Genomic DNA, 23,911 nt, shown 5'->3' on the forward strand with positions numbered 1-23,911 from the left:
CAAGTTTAAGGAAATTTGACCCTAAAATGACCAAAATATGTCAAATTGACTTAGATTGAATAGCCATCGGGGACAGCCGTATGTCTCGGCACCACGATGATCCCCTCTCGAATCCGTATGTATTCATCTTCGTATTCCTGGAGATTTTGCTCATTTAACAGACGCACGTTGGCTCCTATAGCGCAATCTTTATCGACAATTGTCCGTCGTATTTCGCAGTTAGGCCCGATTCCAATGGGGATCTTCCCTGACTTACGGTCAAAATACCCATAGTGGTCCAGACCCATAATGATGGAATCGTAGATCTTGGTTCCTGAAGCAATGAGCTGACGGACTCCGATGATAGACCTATGTACTTCGCATTGATTTAAGATGGTTCCTTCGGAAATAAGGGCCTGGTTCACCACTGCTTGGATGATTTTGGAAGGAGGTAGAGCTCTTGCCCTCGTATAAATGGGAGTTTTTTCCAAGTATAAATTGAACTTTGGGATATGATCGGTTAACATCAAATTGGCTTCGTAAAAGGCTTTGATGGTTCCAATGTCTTCCCAATAACCGTCGTAAGTATATGCTTTGACCTTTCTTTCTCTGATGGCTTTCGGTAAAATTTCTTTGCCGAAGTCAGCCATATTGCGATCTTCTAATACATCAATGAGAGTGGATGTGTTAAAAATATAAATCCCCATATTCGCAAGGAAGTTACCATTCTTTGTACGACAAGTTTCTACTTGGGATATTTCTTGTGGTTTTTCAATGAATTCTTGGATAAACCCACCCACTCCTGATTTAACAATCCCTAATCCATAAATTTGGTCTTCAGGTATGGCGTTCGTGGCCACAGAAATTTCTGTTTCCGGATCCATCAGATGGCTCTGCATAAAATCAGCAAGATCCATATTGTAAAGTTGGTCACCTGAGAGAATGAGAACGTATTTCGGTTTCTGTTCTCTGATATAAGGCAGAACTTTTCTTACGGCATCGGCCGTTCCTTCAAACCAATTGGCACTGGATACAGTTTGTTCGGCAGCTATGATTTCGACAAAACTCTTTTGGTGGATATTATTGGTAGCATAAGTTCGATTGATATGCCGGTTGAGTGAATAGGAATTAAACTGGGTAAGGATGAATATCTTTTCAAAACCACTGTTAAGTGAATTAGAAATGGGAATGTCAATGAGTCTATATTTGCCGCCAAAACTAACGGCAGGTTTGGATCTTTTTTCTGTTAGAGGTAATAAACGAGTTCCTTTTCCCCCACCTAAGATGATGGTCAATACTTCATCTTTTTTGAGAATGAAGTCCACACAATCAATAGAGTCTTCTTGAAATCGCATACCTTCCCTTGTAATTCCATTGGACGAAAAAGCAAGAAAAGGTTAAAAAGATTTCTATTTTTTTAAAAGTGCCTCTAAGATTTGTTTTCCATCCATCTTTCCCGTGTATGGATTTACGGCTCTTTCGGGATGGGGCATCATTCCTAGAACGTTTCCATTTTCATTACAAATTCCAGCAATATCATGTAGGGAACCATTGGGATTTTGTTTGTAACGGAAAACCACTTGGCCATTTTTTTCTAATCGTTCTAAAGTGTCGGTATCTGCAAAGTAAGCTCCTTCCCCATGTGCAATAGGAATCGAAAGTGTACCTTGGATATCTTTTGCAATTTGGTTTTCACAAACAGGAACCAAATCTACATCTTTACAAATGTATTTTAATGTTCTGTTATGTAGGAGTGCCCCAGGAAGGAGTCCAGATTCGGTAAGGATTTGAAATCCATTACAAACTCCTAAAACCTTTCCCCCTTTGTTGGCATAACTCACAACGGATTCCATAGCATTTGAAAACTTTGCCATAGCCCCGCAACGTAAATAATCACCAAAAGAGAATCCACCGGGAAGAACAACCAAATCAGGAAGGTCGGTAAAGGAATCTTTGTACCAAGTATAATCTACCTTGGCTCCAAATTCAGATTCGAGAACTGTTCCCACATCTTTATCACAATTGGATCCAGGAAAGGTAACCACTCGGACCTTCATACTTTCTCCACAACCAACCGGTACGTTTCAATGACTTGGTTCACAAGAACAGATTCACAAATTTCTTTTGCAAGTGTTTCTGCCTCGGCCTGTGATCCGGCATTTATTTTCATTTCAATGTATTTTCCCACTCGGAGGTCGGAAACAGAGTTTTTCCCTTGGTCATGAAGGGTACGGAGAACGGTTTGGCCTTGGGGATCAAGAACCGATTCTTTGAGAGTAACGTTTATTTTTGCGACAAACATAGCGTGATTTTATCTTCCAATTCCAAGTATTTTTTACGTAGTTCTAGGATCAAGGATTCGGGCAATGCAGGAGGTGGAGGATTTTTGTCCCAATCTGTTGATTCGAGCCAATTCCTGAGAATTTGTTTATCAAAACTGGCAGGAGTTTTGCCTAGTTCATAAGTGGAGCCGTCCCAATACCGTGATGAATCCGGGGTGAGAATTTCATCGATTAAGATTGGATTTCCATCAATTAAACCAAATTCAAATTTGGTATCACAAAGTAGAATTCCTTTGTTTGCCATTTGTTTGTGGGCTGTCTTGTACAAATGAAGAGAAAGGTTTTTTAATTTTAAAAAAAGCTCTTCTCCCACTTCTCTTTCCATGGTGGATTCACTTACATTTTCATCGTGCCCGGAATCATTTTTCCTAGCTGGTGTAAAGATAGGTGTTTCAAATTGATGCGATTCGAGAAGGCCTTTGGGATAAGGAACATGGGCAATGGTTCCATCTGTTTTGTATTCCTTCCATGCAGAACCTGTTAAATAACCACGAACCACACATTCAAAATCTATTCTTTTGGCTTTTTTAACAAGAACCGAACGATCCCTTAGAGATTCCTCATTTTGAAAGGGAGTTGGAAATTTAGAAACATCATCAGTGATCAAATGATTTGGTATTTCTGGGAACTGTCGAAACCAGGCAGTAGAAATTCGTGTGAGTATTTTACCTTTGTCAGGAACAGGTTCTTCGAAAACTACATCAAATGCTGAAATTCGATCTGTTGCTACAAGGAGAAGGGAATCTCCCAAATCATATACGTCTCTTACTTTCCCTTTATAACTAGGAACTGGAATCATAATTGAATACACACCATTGCCATATCATCACTCGGAGTGGAGGCACCACAAAAATCCAATATTTTACTTTGTACGGTCTGTAAAATATCGGTTCCCGACAAAACTGATTTATGAAAAATTTCCTTCATCCCATCTTCTGTAATGTATTCGGACTTCGGATTCATAGCTTCACTTGCGCCATCGGTATACATAAAGAACAAAGATCCTGGCTTTAATTGCACCGATTGTACTTCGTCAGTAGCTGCAAAATTAATTCCCATAATCATGGGACTCATCCCTTTTAAAAATTTTGTTTCTCCATCCATATAAACAATGGGTGCAGGATGGCCACCATTGATATATGATAGATTTAAATCCTGATTTATGATCGCATAACAAAAAGTAATGGCGTAGTCCTCTGGTAAAACTAACTCCATATTTTTTCTTAGATGAGCCACTCGTTCCCTTAAATCCATAGTTGAAACTAAGTTGAATAATTGCATTTTGAACATTGCTCCGATTAACGCAGCACTCGGACCGTGCCCAGAACAATCAGCAATGACAATATGAAGTTTTTTTTCTTCAATCCAAGAATCGACAAAGTCTCCCCCAATTTGTAAATATGGGTGAAATAATGTTTGGGCTTTGATCCCGTTCCAAATAAAACTTTTTTCAGGAATGAGTTGGTCTTGGACTCGCCTTGCGGTCTGTAATTCTTTTTCGTATTTACTCTTTTGTCTGTACAACTCGTCCTGTAAATCTTTCAATCTGATGACAGAATGGATTTTTGCCACAAGTTCCCTTTTATTAAAGGGTTTGTTGATAAAATCGTCTCCACCATTTTTCATGGCTTCTTGAAATCCCACATCCCGTTCGATAGAAGTAATAAAAAGAATTGGAAGAAGTTTGAATTGGTCCATAGTCCGTAGTTCACGACAAAAAGAAAATCCGTCCTGAACGGGCATATTTACATCTAACAGAAGTGTATCGATAGCTGTGTTTAGTAATACCAAACGTGCCTCTTCTGCAGAATAGGCAGTGTAAGTTTTAAAACCCTCTTGTTGTAAAAGGTATTTCAAAAGTTCCACATTTTCGGGAACATCATCTACGATGAGAATGGTATGAGTAGAATCTACTTTTGGCATGGTTTAATCCAGTTCCGATTTCAGTTTGGATCTAATATCTTGGATTTTTTCACTACGGTTGGAAACAAGAAAAAGGAAAAGAAATAGAAAGTGGAAGGCAATCACCCCAAGCCACATACTGAGTTTCATATCAGAATCCATCCCTCCCTTTCCAAGAACACTACCAGGATGGTTTCCAGGGTTTTCGATCCAACGAATGGCTCCCCAAGTCAGGATCGCACTGACCGCACAAAGGACAGATAAATAGGCTGAAAGTATGGCTTTTTTGGTTTTGTTAGGAACTAAATAACGAAAGATAAAATAACTAACCAAGGAAATACAAAGGATAAAAAAAGACTGCAACCTAGCATCCGTTTTGTCCCAAGGAACCCCCCAGGCACTATAGGCCCAAATGGGACCAGAAAACAAAACTCCAACGGCAAACAAAAAAGAAAGTTGGTTTGCTGTAAAAGCAAAGCGATCCCAAATTAGGTTCCTGGTAAAAAGAAAAATTAAGGAAAAAACAAAAGAAAGAATTGGGCCATATAACGCAACCCAGGCGACAGGTACATGTAAATAAAAAATTCTGTGGCTTAAACCTTGCTCCAAAATGACGTTAGGATACACTAACGAAAAGAAAACGGCAAAGACAAGCGTGGCAGAAACAACGAGATAAAAACCGATGTCAAAAACAGGGTGGAATATCCGAATCTTACGTTCCATTTTATTCCAGATTTTCAAAGATGGAAAGAAATTCTAGGAGAAAACAAATCCTCAGTGCTCATTCTTTAGAATCTCAATCATCACCGAACCAAGAGTTGCATAAAAAATCATAAAAAACAAAAGAAGGCCCACTGAAGGTAGGTAAAACCCTGGTTCCAGCCAGTACCGGTGTTCCGCCTCCAACCCAAAAAGAAAGAGCGGAATAGAAAACGGAAGTTGCAATAAGGGAATGATGATTTCCTTCAAACGACTCTCAAAAGCAATGAGTCCAAGTGACACTCCAAGAAAGACCAAACAGCCACTGCCTAGGTTTGCAAAAAGCCATTCTCCCCAATACCGGTCGATACTCATGTTTTGAAAGAAAACGGAAAGGACAAGGACTAGTGCTCCATTCACAAGGATGGTGCAAAACCAAATAGCAAAGGATTTGGCTAAATATAGGGAGATAGGACTGACAAAAGAGAGACTTGCTTCCCAACCCATCGATTCTCTCTCTTCCCAAAGGCTTTGACTTACAATGACAAAGTTAAGGATAAAGATAATAGCCCATTTGATTCCCCGGACACTTCGTTCTGATAACATTTCGTTCACTTCGATGGAAGTGTAGAATATAAAAACCACAGAAACACTTAAAGTAAAAAGGGAAACGACCCCACCAAGAGAGCGGCCAATCAGGTAAAATTCTTTTTTAAGTAAGGTGAGTAACAAACACACCTCCCTTCTCAATTTGTAATTGAGATGTACATTCTAATTCGTTGGGAATGGAATGGAGAACCGCCAATATCAATCTTGATTTTGATTCTTCATTCAAAAGAGCACTGAGAATTTTCGAAGAATCAGCGTCTAACCCGGTATAGGGTTCGTCAAACAAAATTACATCAGCAGAAGAAAGCAAAACACGAAGGATGGCTGCTTTTTGTTTCATTCCACGCGAAAATGTATGAATGGGATCCCAAATCCGCTTTTGTAAACGGAAGGATTCTAATAGATGTTTTTTTTTGGAGAGATCTAAAGGACGCCCATCTAACTTAGCAAAATATTCTAAATTTTCCTCTAAACTTAAGGAAGAATAAAAACCCAATTCATGACCAAGATAACTTAGTTTTTTTTTGCCTTGGGTCCAAGTCCATTTGGGAGAAGAGAGAGAATGGTGGTAGATTTCTTTTAGGAGTGTGGATTTACCGGCCCCATTTTCACCGAGTACAGCCACAAGTCCTGTCTCAAAAAAAGAAAGATAAATCTCTTTCAGTAAGACCTTTTCGCCGACAGTAATAGTAAGCGCTTTTGTTTCCAAAAGGGTTTGGTTCATTCTACACCATGTTCTTCCGTAGCTTCAGTCTCGCACTTCTGTTTTTATTTCCCAGTCTAGTTTGGGGACAAAAACTGATTGGAAACCAGGAATATCCAGAAATCCTTTGGGGCAAAGACCAAGAATTTGATACCTCTGATTTTCCGAATGGATCTTTTGTTCACCAAAAAGATGACTTCATTCTTGCCAGGGGAAAACTATTCCAAGGAGAACCTCCCAAATCAAATGGAAGTTTTACTTTTGAATCAGAAACCATAACTAATTCCGGAAAATGGAATAACGATACCATAGAACTTTTGCTTTCAGGAAAACCTAACGCCCGCCTCCAAGCCATCAAACGTTTGGAAGCTGGGATTCGGTTTGATCCTCAGTTTTTTCCTTTTCGTTACAATTTAGGAAGATTGTATTCACTTGAAATGAAATATGAAAAAGCCCTCGTGGAATTTGAATATGCCAAAGCAGAAATGCCCGATTACTTTAAAACTTACCTCCACATTGCAATTCTTTCCGAAATCACTCGCCAAGTATATTATGCAATCATGAATTACAAATTAGCAGTAGAAAAAAATCCATATGATACGGAAGCACTGATTCGTTTGGCTGATCATTATTTGGCAACAGGATTAAAAAACAGAGCACTCCTCTATCTAAACAAAGCCCTGAAGATTGAAGAAGAAAGTCCAAATGTAAAATTAGGATTTGCTAGACTTGAAATGGAAAAGGGAAACTTTCATATTGCTTATAAAATTTTTAATCGCACTACTCTTACAACAGCAGAAGGAAAACCAAAACCTTACGATAAAAAATTCCATTATTATTTTGCTGAAACTGCTTCCAAAGTTACAGATTATGAAACTGCTGAAGAAGAATATACAAAGATGCTTAGTTTTACCAATGATCCATTTTTTGCCACTGTATCTTCAAAAGTAATCGCAAGAAGGCGTGACATTGCGAAAAAATTTGCAGAAGCAAAACGAACTCAATTGGATGATTCGGAGGAAGAAACAACACCGCCAAACGAATGATTTCTTGCTTCCATTAAGCTTTGTAATAATTCAGATTTTGGGTTTGTTAGAATTTCCTTAGTTCTACCAAATTCAACAATTTCGCCGCCATCAAGTACAAAAATCCGATCACACATATAAGATAAAAATCCCAAATCATGAGAGACAATGAACATACCCAACTTTTCTGTTTGGTTCATTTGTTTGAGTTCTTCTGCTATTTTCTTTTGGACTAGGACATCGAGAGCAGTGACTGGTTCATCCAAAAGCAAATATTCGGGATCCATAAGTAAGGCTCTTAAAATTGCAAATCTCTGTAGTTGACCACCACTTAACTCTTGTTTTGTTTTTACTAACAATTCTTCTGGCAATTCAAATCGATTACAAAATGTTTTTATCCGATCCCACTCTTGCCTTTTGGTTTCTTCCTTTAAAAAAAAGTGGTTTTTAATTCGTATCGGTTCAAGAAGTAATTCTTTCATCGTACCTAGATGGGAAAAACTTCCGTGTGGGTCTTGAAAAACTGGTTGGAGTTTTGGATTCTTCCGGTTGGGTAATTCCTTTTCTTTCCAAAAGAGATTGCCACTCCACTGGTATCCATCAGTTTCACCAAGTAGTCCCAAGGCCAATCGAAACAAGGTCGATTTTCCAGATCCTGATTTTCCAATTAAACCCGTGATTTCATTCGGTTTTGCTTCTAAATGGATATTCTTTAAAAGAGGACGGCCACCCACTTTTACAGATATATTTTTAAGAGCAAACATCAGATTCACTCCATAAAATCATTGCGTTTCTCATTTTTACTCGGAAGTTAAATGAGTAGGAGAATTGGGAATTGGAACATATAAAAATCACAGAAGTGGGACCAAGAGACGGATTACAAAACGAAAAAACCATTCTCTCCACTCAGGATAAATTCGAATTCGTATCTCGTCTAGTAGAAAGCGGTGTAAAACAAATGGAACTCACGTCCTTTGTGCGTAAAGATCGAATCCCGCAAATGGGAGATGCCATAGACCTCTCTAAACTTGTCCTTCCCAAATATCACAACCAAGTGCAATTTTCTTCTCTCACACCCAATGCCAAGGGATATGAAGGTGCCAAGGAAGCCGGTTTTTCTGAAGTCGCAGTGTTTACAGCAACCTCAGAAACGTTTACTAAAAGAAATATCAATATGTCCATTGAAGAGAGCTTAAATTTTTTTAAACCCATCTTCACCCAAGCAAAATCAGATGGAATCAAAGTAAGAGGATACATCTCTACAGTGATCGCCTGCCCTTATGAAGGAAAATTAAAACCAGAAAAAACACTTGAAATCGCAGAACGACTGCTAGATTCAGGCGCTTACGAAATTTCTTTAGGAGAAACAATTGGTGTAGCCGTTCCATCGGAAGTTGAAACTCTATTAGAAGTCCTTTTGAAAAAGATTCCAAAAACTTATTTTGCAGGACACTTCCATGATACTTATGGAATGGCCATAGCGAACACAAAACAAGCACTCAACATGGGCATTCGTAGTTTTGATAGTTCTGCGGGTGGACTCGGCGGATGTCCTTATGCGAAGGGGGCCGCAGGAAATGTAGCCACTGAGGACTTAGTGTATTTTCTCCATAGAGAAGGTTACCAAACCGGAATCCAATTGGATTCACTCATTTCTGCCAGTCGGTTTATGGAAGAAAAAATCGGAAGGAAACTCACTTCCAGAACCTATATTGCAATGAAGAATGTCGATTGATTTAAAACTTCTCCACTCTAAGTTAGAAGATTTAAGAAATAAATACCGAAGTCTCAAGTATTTAGAAACTGACCCCATTTGTTTTCCAAAAGAATATAAGGATCCTCTTGATATCGAAGTGGTGTCTTTGATTGCCTGCCTCTTCGCCTACGGGAATGTCAAAAGTATACAAGGTTTTTTACGACCAATCATGGTTAGTCTTGGCCCATCTCCCTACGAAACCTTACGAACCAAAAACTCTCAGTTTCATGTTATGTTGGAAAGTCTGAATGTCTACCGGTTTCAAACCAAAAAGGACAACCAAATATTCTTTCAAACTCTTTCCCGAGTGGTTTCAGAGGCAAAAAAAAAGTCTCCGCTTTTTGAATCTCTGTTTTTGGATTTAGAGGGAAAATTTAAGGAAAACAATTCCTTATCTCGGTTCCAAAGCTATTGGGAAGAGGAATTAAAAAAAACAAGCGGTAAAAAAACTCTCTCCTATGGACTTCAATTTCTCATCGGTAAGTCGACATCCAAGTCTCCGAAAAAAAGATTATCCCTTTTCCTACGATGGATGGTAAGAGACTCATACCCCGATTTTGGTCTCTACAAAAAAATACATCCAAACCAAATCCCTTTTCCTTTGGATGTTCATATCCAAAAATTAATCCAAGTTTTGGGAATCACAACAAGGAAAAGTTTTGGAGTAAAGGAATCATATCTAACCCGGGAGTTTTTTAAACAACTCAACCCCACCGATCCTTTGTTATACGACTTTTACCTAACAAGAGTAGGAATCATTGAGAAGTGCACTTCTATTTATAAAACGGAAGTTTGCGAAACTTGTTATTTGAAGGAGGTTTGTTTGGTATTTGGTAGTGCCACGGGGAATTGAACCCCGATTGCAAGGATGAAAACCTTGTGTCCTAACCATTAGACGATGGCACCGTTTCAAGAACGTGTTTAAGAGTTAAAGGAACTCTGCTTTGAGTCGTCGGGGATTCGAACCCCGGACCCATTCCTTAAAAGGGAATTGCTCTACCAGCTGAGCTAACGACTCGTTCTGTAGCCAAGAATATCGAACCACCTTTCTCGGTCAACAACTACTTAAAAAAAAGATCTACATGCCCTGATTTTTTTAGTCCATAATGATCGTGTGTTCACGATCAGGTCCGGTAGAAACAATTCCAATTTTTGTATTCACTAGGTCTTGTAAGGACTTAATGTACGACTGGCAAAGTGTTGGTAACTTAGAGAATGAACTCACTCCAGTGATATCATCTTTCCAACCTTTGAACTCAGCAAACAACGGTTTAACGTCTTCTAATCCTTGCGATGGAAAAAATTCTAACTTTTTACCTTTGTATTCGTATCCAACAACAACAGGAATGGAATCATAATGACTGAGTACATCTATTTTTGTGAGAACGAGCGAGTTGATCCCGTTGACAGTCACAGCATGTTTGATCATTTGAACATCAAACCAACCACAACGTCTTGGTCTTCCTGTAGTGGAACCATACTCTCCACCTAACTTTCGGAGTACGTCACCTGCTTCCCCTAAAATCTCAGATGGAAATGGACCTTCTCCTACCCTAGTCGCATATGCTTTTGTAATTCCAATTACGTCTTGCAAATACCGGAAACTCACTCCGGAACCAGCCAAGGCCCCTCCTGTGGTTGGATTGGAACTAGTCACATATGGATAAGTTCCAAAATCGATATCAAGCCCTGTCCCTTGTGCACCTTCGAGTAATACACGTTTTCCTTTTTCTAGTTCCGAATTGAGGTAGTACACTGTGTTGACAATGTTTTTACCAATTTTATCAGCGAAATCCAATAGATGGTCATACATTTCATTGATATTTACAGGTTCCAAATCATAGTATTTTACTAGTTCTTGGTTTTTGACTTCCAAGATATGCGTGAGTTTCCTTTTTAAATTTTCTTTGTCTAAAAGATCACCCGCACGGACTCCGTTACGAAGCATTTTGTCTGCGTAACACATCCCTATCCCTTTCTTAGTAGTACCAATTTTTCTTTCTGGAGAAGAACCTGCTTCCCTTGCTTCATCGATCAAACGATGGTAAGGAAGTAGAATATGACAAGAATCACTGATAAGAACTTTTTCTTTTACTTTGAATCCATGAGATTCTAAATCAGCACATTCTTTTAAAAAATACTCCGGATCTAAAACCACACCGTTTCCAATCACACAGGTCGTATTGTCATAAATAATTCCGGAAGGAACCAAATGGAAAATATATTTTTTTCCACCTACTACGACCGTATGACCGGCGTTTGCTCCGCCTTGGTATCTTACAATGATATCTGTATCTTTAGAAAGGTAATCAATTACCTTTGCCTTTCCTTCATCACCCCATTGTGCTCCGACAACTAAATTTGCAGGCATAATTCCCTCATTTCACCTTATTTACAATTTCTTCTATGGAATCAAGATGCAGGGCAAAACCACAGGCATCTTTCTTAATCCCAGTAAAACTTTCATACAATTCGTTATAAATACCACCAGCAAATACCGGTTCTGGATCCCCTTCCACATAACCTTGGAACATAAACCCAGTATAATACGATAAATCTCTGACAAGGGAAGGATCCCAAATGCATGGAATTTCGCTAAGGACCTTTGACCACTCGCCAAAAAAAGAAGTAATGGATTCCAAATCCCCTTTCAAAACTTCCCATTCTTTTTGTGTTAAAATCTTTTGTAATGCATTGTGAAATATTTGCATTTCGCTAACAGGAATGGGCCTAAGAAGTAACTGGATCATTTGCATATGAGACTCAGATGTATTTTCTCTTGCAGCAAGAGAAAATAACTCAGGCAAGTTTTTGGTATATAATAGTTGTCGAAGAACATTAGTTTGTTCCTCATTCCAACCAAGAATCTCTAAAACAGAACGATAAAAAGAAGAGTTACCAAATACAATGGTAAATGGCTCGTTAGGAACCGAAACTTTCCAAAGTCGATTTAAAATTTGGATCTGTGAAATGATATGGTTTGTATTGCTCTTTCCAAGTGACTCTACGCCCACTTGCAAAATCTCACGTCTTGACGCATTGCGTTTTTTGTGATCACGAATCTTACGTGCAATATAAAATACATTTTGGTTCTCTTCCCAATGGGAACGAGCCGCCATACCTTTCACCACTTGTAGAGTGAGGTCTACACCAGGCGAGATTTCATTCCCATCCCAATCCTTTGATACAAGCAAACTCTCAACACCATGATCTAAGTGGGAACGAAATGAATTCGAATAATCAAAGGAAGGAAGGGTAATTTCAGAATAACCCTCTCTTTCAAAGATCTCTGAAAATGTTTGTAGTAAAATCCGCCGGTTTTTGCTTTCTTCGGGGCCTAAAAAATGAAATCCATCCGGAATCCATTTTTGTTCCGAGGAAATTGATTTGTTTTTTTGATTCATACCGGGATCTCGATCACCCAAGAAGTCAGTTTAGAGAAATCCTGGATTTACGCAATCAATTGTAAAAATCGAATAGACAAATCGAAAGTTTTCAGTAATTTAATGTCGGTTTAGAGGCATACATGACAGAAAAAGAAGCCACTTTGGGACGCTGGCATAAAGAATTTTTTGAGAACATCCACTTATTTGTAAAATCGGGACTTAACGAGTCCGAAGCAAAGTCCATTTTAGAAGAGTTTTTAGTTCTTTCACAAAGCACTCCGAAACCAAAGGTTATGGATATCTTCCAGGAACCTGAACGTTTGGAAGAAATTGGAGTGTATACAGACATTCGTCCAGAACCTCGCGACTTTATGTTGAAATTTCTCGATCCCATCATGAATAAATTCAAGGTGGAAGGAACAGAAAACCTAAAACTCCTTGATGGGGTGATCGGTAAATATCCAGTCACTTTAATTTCAAATCACTTAAGCCATTTGGATGCACCTGCGATCTTTACTTTGCTTTACAATTCAGGGCCCGAAGGAAGAAAAATTGCAGAGTCACTCGTCTTTATTGCCGGGCGCCTCGCTTTCGAACCCGACTTCACTCGCCTTGGTCTCTATATGTTTGGAACACTTCTAGTTTGTTCCAAAAAGGATATGGCAGATAACCCTTCTCTTTCTGATGTGATGACCAAAATCAATATGCGAGCCTTTCGTAATTCGCAGAAACTCCAATCTGATGGAAAGGTCATATCCATATTTCCTGAGGGCACACGTTCACGCGATGGAAGGCTTATGCCATTTGTGGACACAGTGTACCATTATGTAGCAAACAAAGTGATTCTTCCTATCTCGTTAGAAGGAACAGAAAAAATTCTACCAATTGAAGGGCTCCTGTTTAACCAAGCCGTTGGAAAACTTGTCATCGGCAAACCAGTGCTTGTTGGTGAGCTTACCAAAAGAGAAATGGAATCTTTTCCATCTCATATAGAACAAATATCTTTTCCGGGAACAGGAGATAAAAAACAGTTTATCATCGATAACCTCGCACTACTCGTTGGGAGCAATCTAAACAAACACAAACACGGAACCTATCGTAACCTTTACAAGGGTGATGTCAGGGAAACCAACCAACTCATCTCAATCCCTAAAAAACCAGAAGAACATGTGGTCATCATTGGTTCTTCCAATATGTCAGTGGCTTTTGCTTGTGTGATGGCAAATAAAAATGTAAAAGTCACAATCTACAGTCCTGATTCAGAAATGGTAAAACAAAGTAATGAAGAGAAACGTGATGTAGTCCATTACCCAATCTACAAACTTCCACCAAATATTGAATTCTCTGACAAACCAGAAGTATTAGATTCGGCTACACTTTTTATCCAAGGAACCAACCCATGGGAATTTGATGGAATTTATTCAAAAATCAGAACCCATTTACAGAAAAACAAATCTCCGATGGTTAACGTCATCAAAGGATTTACTGGCTCCAAAAAAGGACTCATTCTCGAAGATTTACATGAATTACTGCTCATCGAAAGAGACCGCCTAGCAGTCGTTTCTGGCGCTTGTTACCCCGACCAAATCATGGAAAGAAAAATTTCAGGATTTGAAATTTCAGCTTTTGAAGACTCTCTTATTCCCAAACTAAAGGAACTTCTTACAAACAACTATGTTTTCACTAGAACTGCCATCAATTCTCGGGACACTAAAGGTGTTCAATTAGGTGGAGCATTAAAAACTGTGTATGCACTAGCGATGGGCCTTGTGGAAGGTTATTTCAAACGAGAATTAGGTGGGAACGTGGATAATACCCTCTTTCATTTAAGCAATCGATTCTTTAATGAAATGGTATCCATTGGTGTGTTACTTGGTGGGGATCCGACTACATTTAACGGTCTTTCTGGGATGACAGACTTTATGTTGGCATGTTTCGGTTCTGACACAAGAGATAGAAAGTACGGATATGATTTAGCTTATGGAACTAGGCCAGAAAAAATCACTAATGGTTTTTATGGTTTAAAGGTATTACCCAATTTAATACAACTAGATGAAAAAAGACATCCGATTGTCGCAGCAGCTTACCGAACCGTCATCCAAAATGAGGATTTTGATTTGATTGCTGAAAAATTACAGATGCAACTGGCTCGTTAAGATTTAGGAAGATACACTTGAAACTCTGTGTGACCGGGTTCGGATTGAAACTGGATCCGGCCGCGGTGTCTTTCTTCCACTGATTGTTTCACAATCCCAAGACCTAACCCCGTACCTTCTCCCTTCTCTTTAGTCGTATAAAATGGTTCAAAAACTCTTTTTTGTATAGCAACGGGAATTCCCGGACCATTGTCCCGAACTCGAACAACCACTTCTGTTTCTAATTCATCTACTTGGATGGTGAGAGTTCCTTTAAAAGCCATAGCTTGCAATGCATTGTAAATTAAATTGGTCCAAATTTGGATGAGTTCATCAGGATATCCAGCTAAAACAGGATTTGCATTGTACAAACGAATGCACTCCACCCCAGTTTTCATTTTGTTTTGGTATAAGGTGAGGACTGTTTCAATGGTATCGACTAAGTTAATATCTGACTTGGCTTCATGTCGGTCAAATCGGCCGTAATTCTTTAAGCTATATACAATTTTGGAAGTTCGTTCGACTGCAAGTCGAATTGATTCCACACTTCTAAGTGTGTTCAACTCAGATAATACTAACTCGAGTAAGGGAGAAAATTTGAAATGAGATAATAAGTTTTTGTTTTCTAATATAAAATCGGATACACCTAAATCCACAATTCTATCTGCTAAGTCATAAGCGGGTTCAATTTTTAACTCAATAAAAATTGCTTCTAAAGATTTTTTGGCTTTTCTCGATTCTGCAAATACGTAAGTTCTCGGTTTGATTGTGAATAACTCAATTACCCAAGAAATAATTTCATTAATTTCCTTTTCAGAATATTTTGAAAAACACTCTTTGATTTGAAACAGTCGATTCCCAAAATTACCCATCCGATTGTAAATTTGTTCACTAAAAGCCGAAATGGCCGCCAGAGGGTTATTGATTTCGTGTGCAACACCAGCAACTAACTGACCCAATGTAGCCATTTTTTCTGATAAAATCAATTGATCTTGTGTTTTCTGTAAATCTTCCAGAATCCGATTTAATTCTTTTGTTCGTTCTTTGACAGCAAATTCCAATGCTTCTTTGTTTTGTTTGGACTCTGTGATATCAATGAGGATTGCTAGTAAAGTAGGCCTTCCATGATTATTAAGAATTGTGTTTCCAGAAACAACATGACGAATTTCGCCTGATCTAGTTCGAACACTGGCTTCCATCCCAGTACTCCAACCTTTTTTTTGGACCTCTTCCAAAAGCCTGGCCCTGTCAAGTTTTGTGATCCATATATTTAATTCGTGAGAAGTTTTTCCGATGATTTCTTCTCTGGAGAACCCGATGAGCCTACAATATGCTTCGTTGACATCATCATACTTACCCGTTTCCGCATTAGATAAACTAACAGCCGCTGGATTTAATCGAAATACACTTTCGAATAGTTCTTTTGTAATGACCAACTCACTTTGTAAAACTGCCGCGAGGTATTCCTTTTCCTTGAGCGCTGTGATATTCTGACCTGCGGAAAGAAGATACTTCCCGTTCTCAACAATACGACCGCTAAAAAGAATGGTGACCGTTGCCCCTGTTTTTGCAACAAGAGGAACCTCCAAATTCAATACATACCCATCTCTTTTTAATCCGGCTAAAATATATTCTCTGTCATTGACATTGGAATAGATCCCCAAATCCAAAGTGGATTTGCCGATCACCTCTTCCCGAGTGCGACCAAGCCAAGTACAATATACTTCATTGGCATCAACATAGAGGCCTGTCTGCATATCTGTCAGTGCCATCCCTATGGGACTTGCACTGAAGGCAGTGTGCCAAATGGAATCAGATGTCGATAAACTAGGAAGCATGTTGGGAATGTCGAATTTAATAGGAAAACTAAACGAATGCAATAAAAAAAAAGCCCACTCATACTTGAGTAGGCTTCTTTCTCCAAAATAGGAAATAAACTTCGCCTATTTAGCTGCGACTTTTTCCTTTTTTGCCTTTTTCGGTTTTTCTTCTTTTTTAACAGGTTTCTTTTCTTCGCGTTTTGCTTTTGTTTCCGCTTTTAACTCATCTTGAGTTTTGCGGTCAACAAGTTCCAAAATTCCCATTGCCGTGTTGTCAGAAGGCCGGTTTACCAAACGAATGATTCGTGTGTATCCACCCACTCTTTCCGCATAACGGTTAGCAAGATCTTTCAAAAGTTTTGTTACGATTTCTTGGTCACCAAGGTGGCTATAAAGATACCTTGTGTTATGTAAAATCGCAGCATTTTTCTTTTGTTCATCAAGATTTGCTAAATTAGCATCTAAATTGCGTTTTGCTCTAGTAATGATTCGTTCTGCATAAGAACGAGCCACTTTTAACTTCGCAACAGAAGATTCAATTCTTTCGTGGCGAAGTAAAGAGATTACCATATTTTGAATCATAGCTTTTCTATGATCTGCGGATCTATTGAGTTGTTTAACTTTATTACGTTTATTCATCTTAAAAATCTCTCATACCGAACGAAAGTCCCATAGAGGAAAGTTTTGCTTTTAACTCTTGTAAACTTTGTTCGCTGAAATGTTTTGATTTAGTCATTTCGTCTTCTGATCTCTTAACGAGTTCACCAATGAAGTCGATTTCCAAACTGCGAAGAACATTTGTAGAACGAACCGATAGTTCTAATTCTTCTACGTGTTTTGATAAAGCAGCTTTTAGTTTTTCATCAGCTTCATCCAACTCTTCTTCTTCTTCTTCAATTTCTTCTTCAAAATTAATGAAAACAGTTAGGTGATCTTTTAGGATTTTTGCTGCTTGTGCCACTGCGTCTTCTGGAGAAACAGATCCATCAGTCCAAACTTCCATAGTGAGTTTTTCGTAATCAGATCTTTGTGCAACACGAGTTTCTGAAACTTCAAACAATACCTTTTGGATTGGTGAAAAAATAGAATCGATTGGGATTGTTCCCAAAACTTCAATGTCTTTCTTTTTATCTTCAGCAGGAACGTAACCACGTCCCCGTTGGATTTCCAAATCCATAATCAAATTTGCATCCTCATTAAGAGTAGCAATATGAAGGTCTGGATTCATGATTTCAATCGAAGAATCAACAGCCAAGTCAGCAGCACGGAAGTAACCAGCACCTTTTAGCTCTAAGTGGATTACTTTACTTGCTTCTTTGTCTTCAGGCTCGTATTTGATTCGAACTTGTTTTAAGTTAAGAATGATACGAGTTACGTCTTCGGCTACACCTTCAATATAGGAAAACTCGTGAGAGACACCTTCGATACGAATCGCGGAAATTGCTGCACCTTCAATAGATGACATGAGCGTACGACGAAGGGAGTTACCGATCGTAGTACCTATTCCTCTTTCGAAAGGTTCTGCAACAAACTTACCGTAATTTGGTGTATTCACATCAGTAGTGAATTCGATTTTTTTGGGTCTTTTAAAACCTTTTAATAAATTCTTTGGAGACAATGTCGTATCCTTCTTCTCTAAATTCTTACTTCGAGTACAACTCTACGATTACCTGTTCTTTCACAGGGATATCAATATGTTCTCTTGTTGGAAGTGAAGTCACTTCTCCTGAGAACTTGGTATAATCCACACTGACCCAAGAAGCAGTACGATTGATTGCTTGAGCTAGTTTGATATTTTCTTCGATAAACGCGGATTTTTGGAACTTCTCACGAATTTCGATTTTATCACCAACATTCACACGATAAGAACAAATGTCCACTCGGTGGCCATTCACAAGAATGTGTCTATGTGCAACGAAGTTACGAGCTTGTCTTCGAGTCACAGCAAAACCCATACGATAAAGAACGTTATCCAATCTTCTTTCGAGGAATTGGAGTAAGTTCTCACCAGGAATCCCTGGAGTGTGAGATGCTTCTTCGAAGTATCTACGGAATTGTTTTTCTAAAACTCCGTATGCGCGTTTTACTTTTTGTTTTTCACGAAGCTGAGCTCCGTATTCAGTAATCTTTCCTTTTTTCTTAGGAGGAAGACCTGGTGGGTACTTTCTCTTTTCTAGGGAAGATTTTTCTTTATGTAAAGTATGACTATTTTTGAGAAAGAGGTTAAGTCCCTCTCTTCTCATCAATTTAACAACTGGACCTCGGTAACGTGCCATATCTAATTCCTACACCCTTCTTCTTTTGCGTGGTCGGCACCCATTGTGAGGGAGCGGAGTTACGTCTTTAATGAGTTTGATTGAAATTCCTTTCGTAGTTAAAGAACGAATGGCAGACTCACGTCCAATTCCTGGACCTGAAACCATTACATCAACTTCAGAAAGACCAGCAGCTTCGATTGCTTTTTCAGCTGCATTTGTAGCGGCAACTTGTGCTGCATACGGAGTGGATTTTTTGGATCCACGAAATCCCATCATTCCGGAAGAAGACCAAGAAAGAACGTTTCCGGCCATATCGGTAATCGATACAATTGTATTGTTAAACGAAGCTTGGATATAAACCTTTCCTCGTGGAACGTTTTTCTTTTCTTTTTTCTTAACCTTTTTGGTATCTTTTTTATTCTTTGCGTCTTTTTCAGCCATGGATTAGTCCTCTACTTAGTAGCCTTTTTCTTATTGGCTACAGTCTTCTTGACTCCCTTACGGGTTCTTGCATTGGTTCTTGTTCTTTGTCCGTTGACTGGAAGACCACGTCTATGACGGAAACCTCTATAACAACCCACATCCATCAATCGTTTGATGTTTAGGTTGACTTCGGAACGAAGATCACCTTCTACCTGGTATGATTCTTCAATGACTCTTCGGATCGCGGCTTCTTGTTCGTCCGAAAGGTCCTTCACCCTGATAGATTCGTCAATCCCTGCTTTTTTCAGGATATTTTGAGAGGAAGTCTTACCAATACCAAATACGTATGTAAGACCGATCACTATTCTTTTGTTTGATGGTAAATCAACACCCGCGATACGTGCCATATCTTTCTATCTTTGCCTTTGTTTGTGTTTTGGGTTCGTGCAAATCACTCGGATTACACCTTTTCTGCGAATGACTTTGCATTCAGGACAGATTTTTTTAACTGATGCTCTAACTTTCATTATAGTTCCCTATTTCTTTCTGTAAGTAATGCGGCCCTTGGTTAAGTCATAAGGTGAAAGTTCCACAGTGACTTTGTCTCCAGGTAAAATACGAATGTAATGCATACGCATCTTTCCTGAGATGTGTGCTAAAACCTTGTGACCATTTTCTAGTTCCACACGGAACATAGCGTTCGGTAACGGTTCGAGAACAGTTCCGTCAATCGTGATTGCTTCTTCCTTAGCCAGGGTCTATCTCCTACTAGATCGATTTTAAAATAGTGTTAGTGATTTCTTCCATACTTCCCAAACCATTGATTTGCCGAAGGATCCCAGAGTCTTTATAAAAGTCTATCAGGGGCAACGTCTTGGTGTTGTAAGTATGCAGACGGTTTTTGATGGTCTCTTCGTTGTCATCCGAGCGTCCTTCTTTGATCGCTCTACCTAGCAACCGTTTGACGAGTTCTTCGTCAGGAACGTCTAGGTTGACAACGGAGTCGAGCTCCATGTGAAGCTCTTTGAGGATTTCCGAGAGAGCCTTTGCTTGCTCCACCGTCCTAGGAAATCCATCCAGTATGAATCCATTTGCACAATCAGATTCGACCAATCGGTCGCGAATTATGCCTATAACGACAGCATCTGGAACAAGGTCTCCAGCGTCCATATATTTTTTTGCTTCTATCCCCATTGGGGTTCCGTTTTTTACGGCAGCACGGAGGATATCTCCAGTAGAGATCTGTGGAATTTGGTATTTCTCTTTGATGATGTCAGCTTGGGTCCCTTTTCCAGCACCTGGGGGCCCCATAAATATGAGTCTCTTCATTCGTTACACTCTTCCCTTGATTTTCGTCTTCTTCATGAATCCTTCGTAATTTCTCATAAGAAGTTGTGCTTCGATTTGTTTCAATGTTTCGAGAGCTACACCCACCATAATGAGAAGTGAAGTTCCTCCGAATGTATACACCAAAGTTCCCCCACCGGTATTAGAACCGAGGTTTAGAAACTTGATGATAAGATACGGAGCAAGAGCAAGACCAGCAAGGAAAAGAGCACCTGGAAGGGTGATTCGATTCAAGATTTTCTCGATCATATCTTTGGTTTGGTTACCAGGGCGTACTCCCGGAATAAACCCACCATATTTTCTAAGATTATCAGCTAACTCTTGTGGGTTGAACTGAATTGCCGTATAAAAATATGCGAAGAAGATGATTAGAGATGTATAAATCACATAGTAAAAAAGGGCGTGATACCAAATCTGTGAAAATGGATTAAAATAATCCATAATCACCGCCCAACCCGCCCACTGGCCACCCTTAGAGGACAACCACTGAACAATCGTTTGTGGAAAAAGGATGAGAGAAGATGCGAAGATAATTGGCATTACGTTGGCACTGTTCACTTTGAAAGGAATGGATTGGCTACGTGCCTGAACCATCTTTCTTCCCACCATTTGTTTTCCGTAATTTAAAGGAACCCGGCGTACGCCTTGGGTTAAAATCACCGTTAAGGCAATGAGAACAATAAAAATGATAATAAGGATAAGGATGCTAAGAGCATCTGAAGTATCAGAAGTAAACATTGCGATGAGTGCTTCTGGCATACGACCAATGATACCAGCAAAGATAATGAGTGAAATTCCATTACCAATCCCACGTTCTGTGATCTGTTCCCCAAGCCAAATCAGAAGGACAGTTCCCGTAGTGATGGATAACATCGCAATCGGTAAAAAATATCCTTCTACAGATGGGTTGATAAGCCCTGGGTATTTTGCTTGCGCAGTTCCCGATCCAGTAGACCAAGAATTTGCAAGTTGGATCACAGCAAGAGATTGGATTGCACAAAGGATAAGAGTTCCGTACTTAGTGTACTGCTGGATCTTCTTTCTACCTTCTTCCCCTTCTTTTTGCATTTTTTGCAAACTAGGGATGAGAACCATCACAAGTTGCATAATGATCGAAGAAGAGATATAAGGCATAATCCCTAGTGCAAAAATAGAAAATTTTAAAAGAGCACCACCCGCAAACAAATCTACCATTCCGAGGAAACCTTCACTCGGATCGGCAGTAATGCCCGTCACAATCAAACTGTTAATACCAGGAATGGTCACGTGAGTTCCCATTCTGAAAAGTAACAACATACCTATCGTAAATAGGATTTTAGATCTTAATTCCGGGATTCGAAAGATGTTAGCGATGGTTTGAAACATAGGTTATCTAGTTTTTTTTCTCTTCTTTTTTCTTTTCTCTAATGATGACTTTTCCACCGGCTTTTTCAATTTTCTCTTTTGCTGAGGCAGAAAAAGCATCTACCGTAATGGTGATGGCAACAGTCACTTCTCCAGTTCCGAGTAATTTGATTGGTCCTACTTCAGACTTAATCAAAGATTTGGCTTTGAGAATGGCAGGAGTTACTTCCCCAGAAAGACCTGCTTTAGTTAAAGAGATCAAATTGACTGGTTGGAATTCCACAGAGAAAATATTGGTAAAACCACGTTTTGGCAAACGTCTGTGAAGAGGAAGCTGTCCCCCTTCGAATCCACGTCTCATCGAAGCTGCACGAGCTCTTTGTCCTTTGGAACCACGAGTGGAAGTTTTTCCCATCCCTGATCCTGGACCTTGGCCCACTCGTTTCGGGGAAGTTTTTGCACCTTCCGGAACGGGAACCAAGTTTTTGTTTCCGAGGGATGTAGATTTTTTGGGGCGTTTTGCACCAAATCCACGGCCTTGTTCGATTCTATCTTGTGCCATACAATTATACCTTTTCCACTTTCAACAAGTAACCTACTTGTCGTAACATCCCTTTCAATTGGGGAGTCATTTTGTGTTTTTTGGATTGACCTTTCTTTTTAAGGCCGAGTGCAATTAGAGTTTTTTTGTGTATCGGGATGATACCAATAGAACTTCTTTCTTGCGTTACGATCACTTCTTCCATAGTCAGTTACCTTTTATAGATCTTGCCCAAACAAGTGTTTGAGGCTAACACCACGTCGTTTTACCGCCATTGACGGAGTTTCCAACTGTTGTAATGCATCCATAGTCGCCTTCACAATGTTCATCGGGTTTGAAGATCCCCATGACTTTGTAAGAACATCTTGAATTCCTGCTCTTTCCAATACGGAACGAACAGAAGCTCCTGCAATGATCCCCGTTCCCGGAGAAGCTGGCTTCAAAATCACTCGAGCGGATTTGAACTGTCCCACAACATCGTGAGGAACGGTATGACCGATATAGTGAATGGATTTTAAATTCTTTTTTGCCGATTCAATGGACTTTCGGATGGCGTCTGGAACTTCATTTGCTTTTCCAAATCCAATTCCTACTTTTCCTTTAGAGTCACCAACAACGGATAGAGCGTTGAAGGAGAAACGACGTCCCCCCTTCACTACTTTGGCAACTCGGTCGATTTTTACGACCTTCTCAGTAAATTCTTTTGTTTCTTCTTCTAACATCATTTAGAACTCCAATCCACCTTCGCGGGCAGAATCAGCAAAAGCAGCGATCTTTCCATGGTAAACCATTCCAGATCTGTCGAGAACCACTTGGGAAACTCCTGCTTTTTTCGCTTTCTCAGCGACTACTTTACCGAGTTCGGTCGCAGCCGATTTACTCTTCTTAGAATTTTCATGTTTCGGAAAATCTTTCTCTAGAGTGGTTGCATAAACAAGCGTTACACCTTTTGCATCATCAATGATTTGTGCAGTGAGGTAACGGTTTGTTTTGTTGAAAACCAACCGAGGTCTTTCCGATGTAGAGCGGAGTTTGTATCTAACTCGTTCCGCTCGTCTCAATCTTTTCGTATTTTTAGCTGTCTTGTTGATCATGACGTTCTACTTCTTACCGGTTTTTCCGGCCTTTCTACGGATGTATTCGTTCTGATATTTGATTCCTTTGCCTTTATAGGGTTCAGGAGGTCTTTTTGAACGAATGTCAGCCGCAACTTGTCCAACCAGTTGTCGGTCAATTCCCGATACTTTGATTTTTAGCTGATCTGCAACATCGATTTTGATACCGTTTGGCTCAGGGAAAACCACTTCATGAGAATAACCAAGAGCCATCACTAGATCTTTACCACGCTTTTGTGCACGGTAACCGACCCCAGTAATTTCCAAGTTTTTTTCCCAACCAGTGGTGACACCTTTAACGCAGTTCATTGCCAAGGAACGAACAAGACCATGTAAAGCCACAGTCTTTTGGTCTTCACTTTTACGAGTAAAAACAAGTTCGCCGTTTTCCACATTGGCACTGACACCGTCATACAGCGGAGTTTTTAATTCCCCTAATGGCCCTTTGATAGTAAGGGCTTCTGCATCTGCTTTCACTTCTACCTTTGCAGGCAATTTGATAATACTTTTTCCAACTCGAGACATGG

Annotated in this window: 30 protein-coding genes and 2 tRNA genes; 4 read left to right on the top strand and 28 right to left on the bottom strand. The window is 39.5% G+C overall.

Annotation, left to right across the window (positions count from 1 at the left end; genetic code table 11):
• Positions 1-50: 50 nt before the first annotated feature.
• Genes CH364_RS08505 through CH364_RS08540 form a run of 8 tightly spaced genes read right to left on the bottom strand, consistent with a single transcriptional unit; the run spans position 51 to position 6,255 of the window.
• Positions 51-1,334 carry a sugar phosphate nucleotidyltransferase gene (locus tag CH364_RS08505; protein ID WP_100743096.1) on the bottom strand — a complete coding sequence of 428 codons (1,284 nt, stop codon included), beginning with the start codon at positions 1,332-1,334 and terminating at the stop codon, positions 51-53.
• A gap of 54 nt (positions 1,335-1,388) precedes the next feature.
• Positions 1,389-2,036: a phosphoribosylformylglycinamidine synthase subunit PurQ gene (gene purQ, locus CH364_RS08510; protein ID WP_100743097.1), complete on the bottom strand. Its 648-nt coding sequence runs from the start codon at positions 2,034-2,036 to the stop codon at positions 1,389-1,391.
• Positions 2,033-2,281, bottom strand: coding sequence for a phosphoribosylformylglycinamidine synthase subunit PurS (purS, locus tag CH364_RS08515; protein ID WP_100743098.1), 249 nt, complete (start codon positions 2,279-2,281; stop codon positions 2,033-2,035). The genes purQ and purS overlap by 4 nt, the downstream gene beginning before the upstream one ends.
• Entirely contained in the window at positions 2,263-3,120 is an 858-nt protein-coding gene (locus tag CH364_RS08520; protein WP_100743099.1) for a phosphoribosylaminoimidazolesuccinocarboxamide synthase, read from the bottom strand. Before CH364_RS08520 ends, purS begins: the two co-directional genes overlap by 19 nt.
• Positions 3,117-4,244: a PP2C family protein-serine/threonine phosphatase gene (locus CH364_RS08525; RefSeq protein WP_100743100.1), complete on the bottom strand. Its 1,128-nt coding sequence runs from the start codon at positions 4,242-4,244 to the stop codon at positions 3,117-3,119. Before CH364_RS08525 ends, CH364_RS08520 begins: the two co-directional genes overlap by 4 nt.
• Positions 4,245-4,247: 3 nt before the next feature.
• Complete coding sequence (ccsA, locus tag CH364_RS08530; protein ID WP_100743101.1) at positions 4,248-4,946, bottom strand: cytochrome c biogenesis protein CcsA; 699 nt, start codon at positions 4,944-4,946, stop codon at positions 4,248-4,250.
• 51 nt (positions 4,947-4,997) lie between these two features.
• Positions 4,998-5,654 carry a heme exporter protein CcmB gene (locus CH364_RS08535; RefSeq protein ID WP_100743102.1) on the bottom strand — a complete coding sequence of 219 codons (657 nt, stop codon included), beginning with the start codon at positions 5,652-5,654 and terminating at the stop codon, positions 4,998-5,000.
• On the bottom strand, positions 5,635-6,255 hold the full coding sequence (locus tag CH364_RS08540) for an ABC transporter ATP-binding protein (RefSeq protein WP_100743103.1): 621 nt from the start codon (positions 6,253-6,255) through the stop codon (positions 5,635-5,637). Before CH364_RS08540 ends, CH364_RS08535 begins: the two co-directional genes overlap by 20 nt.
• Before the next feature lie 8 nt (positions 6,256-6,263).
• On the opposite strand from CH364_RS08540, the gene CH364_RS08545 reads away from it, so the two are divergent.
• The gene (locus CH364_RS08545) at positions 6,264-7,280 is read left to right on the top strand and encodes a tetratricopeptide repeat protein (protein ID WP_100743104.1); all 1,017 of its coding nucleotides are present in this window, start codon (positions 6,264-6,266) and stop codon (positions 7,278-7,280) included.
• Here CH364_RS08545 and CH364_RS08550 read toward each other — a convergent pair.
• On the bottom strand, positions 7,235-8,023 hold the full coding sequence (locus CH364_RS08550; RefSeq protein ID WP_100743105.1) for an ABC transporter ATP-binding protein: 789 nt from the start codon (positions 8,021-8,023) through the stop codon (positions 7,235-7,237). The genes CH364_RS08545 and CH364_RS08550 overlap by 46 nt on opposite strands.
• A gap of 71 nt (positions 8,024-8,094) precedes the next feature.
• Here CH364_RS08550 and CH364_RS08555 point away from each other — a divergent pair, with 71 nt between their 5' ends.
• Positions 8,095-8,994 (top strand): hydroxymethylglutaryl-CoA lyase, encoded by a 900-nt coding sequence (locus CH364_RS08555; RefSeq protein ID WP_100743106.1) that lies wholly within the window; start codon positions 8,095-8,097, stop codon positions 8,992-8,994.
• The gene (locus CH364_RS08560) at positions 8,984-9,868 is read left to right on the top strand and encodes a TIGR02757 family protein (RefSeq protein WP_243401295.1); all 885 of its coding nucleotides are present in this window, start codon (positions 8,984-8,986) and stop codon (positions 9,866-9,868) included. The genes CH364_RS08555 and CH364_RS08560 overlap by 11 nt, the downstream gene beginning before the upstream one ends.
• Here CH364_RS08560 and CH364_RS08565 read toward each other — a convergent pair.
• From CH364_RS08565 to CH364_RS08580, 4 genes are all read right to left on the bottom strand, one after another.
• Positions 9,847-9,921 (bottom strand) — tRNA-Glu (locus tag CH364_RS08565). The two genes, CH364_RS08560 and CH364_RS08565, sit on opposite strands and share 22 nt — an antisense overlap.
• A 39-nt stretch (positions 9,922-9,960) precedes the next feature.
• A tRNA-Lys gene (locus tag CH364_RS08570) sits at positions 9,961-10,033 on the bottom strand.
• Positions 10,034-10,111: 78 nt separating this feature from the next.
• Positions 10,112-11,386 carry an adenylosuccinate synthase gene (locus CH364_RS08575; RefSeq protein ID WP_100743107.1) on the bottom strand — a complete coding sequence of 425 codons (1,275 nt, stop codon included), beginning with the start codon at positions 11,384-11,386 and terminating at the stop codon, positions 10,112-10,114.
• Between the two features lie 7 nt (positions 11,387-11,393).
• Positions 11,394-12,419, bottom strand: coding sequence for an ATP phosphoribosyltransferase regulatory subunit (locus CH364_RS08580; protein WP_100743108.1), 1,026 nt, complete (start codon positions 12,417-12,419; stop codon positions 11,394-11,396).
• A 122-nt stretch (positions 12,420-12,541) separates the two neighbouring features.
• On the opposite strand from CH364_RS08580, the gene CH364_RS08585 reads away from it, so the two are divergent.
• The gene (locus CH364_RS08585; protein ID WP_100743109.1) at positions 12,542-14,557 is read left to right on the top strand and encodes a 1-acyl-sn-glycerol-3-phosphate acyltransferase; all 2,016 of its coding nucleotides are present in this window, start codon (positions 12,542-12,544) and stop codon (positions 14,555-14,557) included.
• On the opposite strand, the gene CH364_RS08590 is transcribed toward CH364_RS08585, so the two are convergent.
• The 15 genes from CH364_RS08590 to rplF all read right to left on the bottom strand — a co-directional run bounded on the left by CH364_RS08590 (position 14,554) and on the right by rplF (position 23,909).
• Positions 14,554-16,374: a PAS domain-containing sensor histidine kinase gene (locus tag CH364_RS08590; RefSeq protein WP_100743110.1), complete on the bottom strand. Its 1,821-nt coding sequence runs from the start codon at positions 16,372-16,374 to the stop codon at positions 14,554-14,556. The two genes, CH364_RS08585 and CH364_RS08590, sit on opposite strands and share 4 nt — an antisense overlap.
• A 105-nt stretch (positions 16,375-16,479) precedes the next feature.
• Positions 16,480-16,995 (bottom strand): 50S ribosomal protein L17, encoded by a 516-nt coding sequence (rplQ, locus tag CH364_RS08595; protein WP_100743111.1) that lies wholly within the window; start codon positions 16,993-16,995, stop codon positions 16,480-16,482.
• Between the two features lies 1 nt (position 16,996).
• Entirely contained in the window at positions 16,997-17,974 is a 978-nt protein-coding gene (locus CH364_RS08600) for a DNA-directed RNA polymerase subunit alpha (protein WP_002974165.1), read from the bottom strand.
• Positions 17,975-17,999: 25 nt separating this feature from the next.
• Positions 18,000-18,632 carry a 30S ribosomal protein S4 gene (gene rpsD / locus CH364_RS08605; protein ID WP_100743112.1) on the bottom strand — a complete coding sequence of 211 codons (633 nt, stop codon included), beginning with the start codon at positions 18,630-18,632 and terminating at the stop codon, positions 18,000-18,002.
• Positions 18,633-18,641: 9 nt separating this feature from the next.
• Positions 18,642-19,055, bottom strand: coding sequence for a 30S ribosomal protein S11 (gene rpsK, locus CH364_RS08610; RefSeq protein ID WP_100743113.1), 414 nt, complete (start codon positions 19,053-19,055; stop codon positions 18,642-18,644).
• A gap of 11 nt (positions 19,056-19,066) precedes the next feature.
• Positions 19,067-19,444, bottom strand: coding sequence for a 30S ribosomal protein S13 (gene rpsM / locus CH364_RS08615; RefSeq protein WP_035983662.1), 378 nt, complete (start codon positions 19,442-19,444; stop codon positions 19,067-19,069).
• 6 nt (positions 19,445-19,450) lie between these two features.
• Positions 19,451-19,564 (bottom strand): 50S ribosomal protein L36, encoded by a 114-nt coding sequence (gene rpmJ, locus CH364_RS08620; RefSeq protein ID WP_002974084.1) that lies wholly within the window; start codon positions 19,562-19,564, stop codon positions 19,451-19,453.
• Positions 19,565-19,573: 9 nt separating this feature from the next.
• Positions 19,574-19,792 carry a translation initiation factor IF-1 gene (gene infA / locus CH364_RS08625; RefSeq protein WP_012476295.1) on the bottom strand — a complete coding sequence of 73 codons (219 nt, stop codon included), beginning with the start codon at positions 19,790-19,792 and terminating at the stop codon, positions 19,574-19,576.
• A 13-nt stretch (positions 19,793-19,805) separates the two neighbouring features.
• Entirely contained in the window at positions 19,806-20,366 is a 561-nt protein-coding gene (locus CH364_RS08630; RefSeq protein ID WP_100743114.1) for an adenylate kinase, read from the bottom strand.
• A gap of 3 nt (positions 20,367-20,369) precedes the next feature.
• A complete protein-coding gene (gene secY, locus CH364_RS08635) occupies positions 20,370-21,749 on the bottom strand; it encodes a preprotein translocase subunit SecY (RefSeq protein ID WP_100743115.1) in 1,380 nt (459 codons plus the stop codon).
• Between the two features lie 7 nt (positions 21,750-21,756).
• Complete coding sequence (gene rplO, locus CH364_RS08640) at positions 21,757-22,290, bottom strand: 50S ribosomal protein L15 (protein WP_100743116.1); 534 nt, start codon at positions 22,288-22,290, stop codon at positions 21,757-21,759.
• Positions 22,291-22,294: 4 nt separating this feature from the next.
• Positions 22,295-22,474, bottom strand: a complete 180-nt coding sequence (gene rpmD, locus CH364_RS08645; protein ID WP_100743117.1) for a 50S ribosomal protein L30 — start codon at positions 22,472-22,474, stop codon at positions 22,295-22,297.
• 13 nt (positions 22,475-22,487) lie between these two features.
• Positions 22,488-22,991, bottom strand: a complete 504-nt coding sequence (gene rpsE / locus CH364_RS08650) for a 30S ribosomal protein S5 (protein ID WP_002973816.1) — start codon at positions 22,989-22,991, stop codon at positions 22,488-22,490.
• Positions 22,992-22,994: 3 nt separating this feature from the next.
• On the bottom strand, positions 22,995-23,363 hold the full coding sequence (gene rplR, locus CH364_RS08655) for a 50S ribosomal protein L18 (protein ID WP_100743118.1): 369 nt from the start codon (positions 23,361-23,363) through the stop codon (positions 22,995-22,997).
• 6 nt (positions 23,364-23,369) lie between these two features.
• Positions 23,370-23,909 (bottom strand): 50S ribosomal protein L6, encoded by a 540-nt coding sequence (gene rplF / locus CH364_RS08660; RefSeq protein WP_100743119.1) that lies wholly within the window; start codon positions 23,907-23,909, stop codon positions 23,370-23,372.
• Positions 23,910-23,911 lie beyond the last annotated feature (2 nt).

This window comes from Leptospira harrisiae (assembly GCF_002811945.1).
Taxonomy (GTDB): Bacteria; Spirochaetota; Leptospiria; order Leptospirales; family Leptospiraceae; genus Leptospira_A; species Leptospira_A harrisiae.

Coding starts and splice junctions, on each gene's coding strand:
- CH364_RS08505 (WP_100743096.1), bottom strand. CDS start 1,334: ATGCGATTTCAAGAAGACTCTATTGATTGTGTGGACTTCATTCTCAAA.
- purQ (WP_100743097.1), bottom strand. CDS start 2,036: ATGAAGGTCCGAGTGGTTACCTTTCCTGGATCCAATTGTGATAAAGAT.
- purS (WP_100743098.1), bottom strand. CDS start 2,281: ATGTTTGTCGCAAAAATAAACGTTACTCTCAAAGAATCGGTTCTTGAT.
- CH364_RS08520 (WP_100743099.1), bottom strand. CDS start 3,120: ATGATTCCAGTTCCTAGTTATAAAGGGAAAGTAAGAGACGTATATGAT.
- CH364_RS08525 (WP_100743100.1), bottom strand. CDS start 4,244: ATGCCAAAAGTAGATTCTACTCATACCATTCTCATCGTAGATGATGTT.
- ccsA (WP_100743101.1), bottom strand. CDS start 4,946: ATGGAACGTAAGATTCGGATATTCCACCCTGTTTTTGACATCGGTTTT.
- CH364_RS08540 (WP_100743103.1), bottom strand. CDS start 6,255: ATGAACCAAACCCTTTTGGAAACAAAAGCGCTTACTATTACTGTCGGC.
- CH364_RS08545 (WP_100743104.1), top strand. CDS start 6,264: ATGTTCTTCCGTAGCTTCAGTCTCGCACTTCTGTTTTTATTTCCCAGT.
- CH364_RS08550 (WP_100743105.1), bottom strand. CDS start 8,023: ATGTTTGCTCTTAAAAATATATCTGTAAAAGTGGGTGGCCGTCCTCTT.
- CH364_RS08560 (WP_243401295.1), top strand. CDS start 8,984: ATGTCGATTGATTTAAAACTTCTCCACTCTAAGTTAGAAGATTTAAGA.
- CH364_RS08575 (WP_100743107.1), bottom strand. CDS start 11,386: ATGCCTGCAAATTTAGTTGTCGGAGCACAATGGGGTGATGAAGGAAAG.
- CH364_RS08580 (WP_100743108.1), bottom strand. CDS start 12,419: ATGAATCAAAAAAACAAATCAATTTCCTCGGAACAAAAATGGATTCCG.
- CH364_RS08585 (WP_100743109.1), top strand. CDS start 12,542: ATGACAGAAAAAGAAGCCACTTTGGGACGCTGGCATAAAGAATTTTTT.
- CH364_RS08590 (WP_100743110.1), bottom strand. CDS start 16,374: ATGCTTCCTAGTTTATCGACATCTGATTCCATTTGGCACACTGCCTTC.
- rplQ (WP_100743111.1), bottom strand. CDS start 16,995: ATGAATAAACGTAATAAAGTTAAACAACTCAATAGATCCGCAGATCAT.
- rpsD (WP_100743112.1), bottom strand. CDS start 18,632: ATGGCACGTTACCGAGGTCCAGTTGTTAAATTGATGAGAAGAGAGGGA.
- rpsK (WP_100743113.1), bottom strand. CDS start 19,055: ATGGCTGAAAAAGACGCAAAGAATAAAAAAGATACCAAAAAGGTTAAG.
- rpsM (WP_035983662.1), bottom strand. CDS start 19,444: ATGGCACGTATCGCGGGTGTTGATTTACCATCAAACAAAAGAATAGTG.
- rpmJ (WP_002974084.1), bottom strand. CDS start 19,564: ATGAAAGTTAGAGCATCAGTTAAAAAAATCTGTCCTGAATGCAAAGTC.
- CH364_RS08630 (WP_100743114.1), bottom strand. CDS start 20,366: ATGAAGAGACTCATATTTATGGGGCCCCCAGGTGCTGGAAAAGGGACC.
- secY (WP_100743115.1), bottom strand. CDS start 21,749: ATGTTTCAAACCATCGCTAACATCTTTCGAATCCCGGAATTAAGATCT.
- rplO (WP_100743116.1), bottom strand. CDS start 22,290: ATGGCACAAGATAGAATCGAACAAGGCCGTGGATTTGGTGCAAAACGC.
- rpmD (WP_100743117.1), bottom strand. CDS start 22,474: ATGGAAGAAGTGATCGTAACGCAAGAAAGAAGTTCTATTGGTATCATC.
- rpsE (WP_002973816.1), bottom strand. CDS start 22,991: ATGTTAGAAGAAGAAACAAAAGAATTTACTGAGAAGGTCGTAAAAATC.
- rplR (WP_100743118.1), bottom strand. CDS start 23,363: ATGATCAACAAGACAGCTAAAAATACGAAAAGATTGAGACGAGCGGAA.
- rplF (WP_100743119.1), bottom strand. CDS start 23,909: ATGTCTCGAGTTGGAAAAAGTATTATCAAATTGCCTGCAAAGGTAGAA.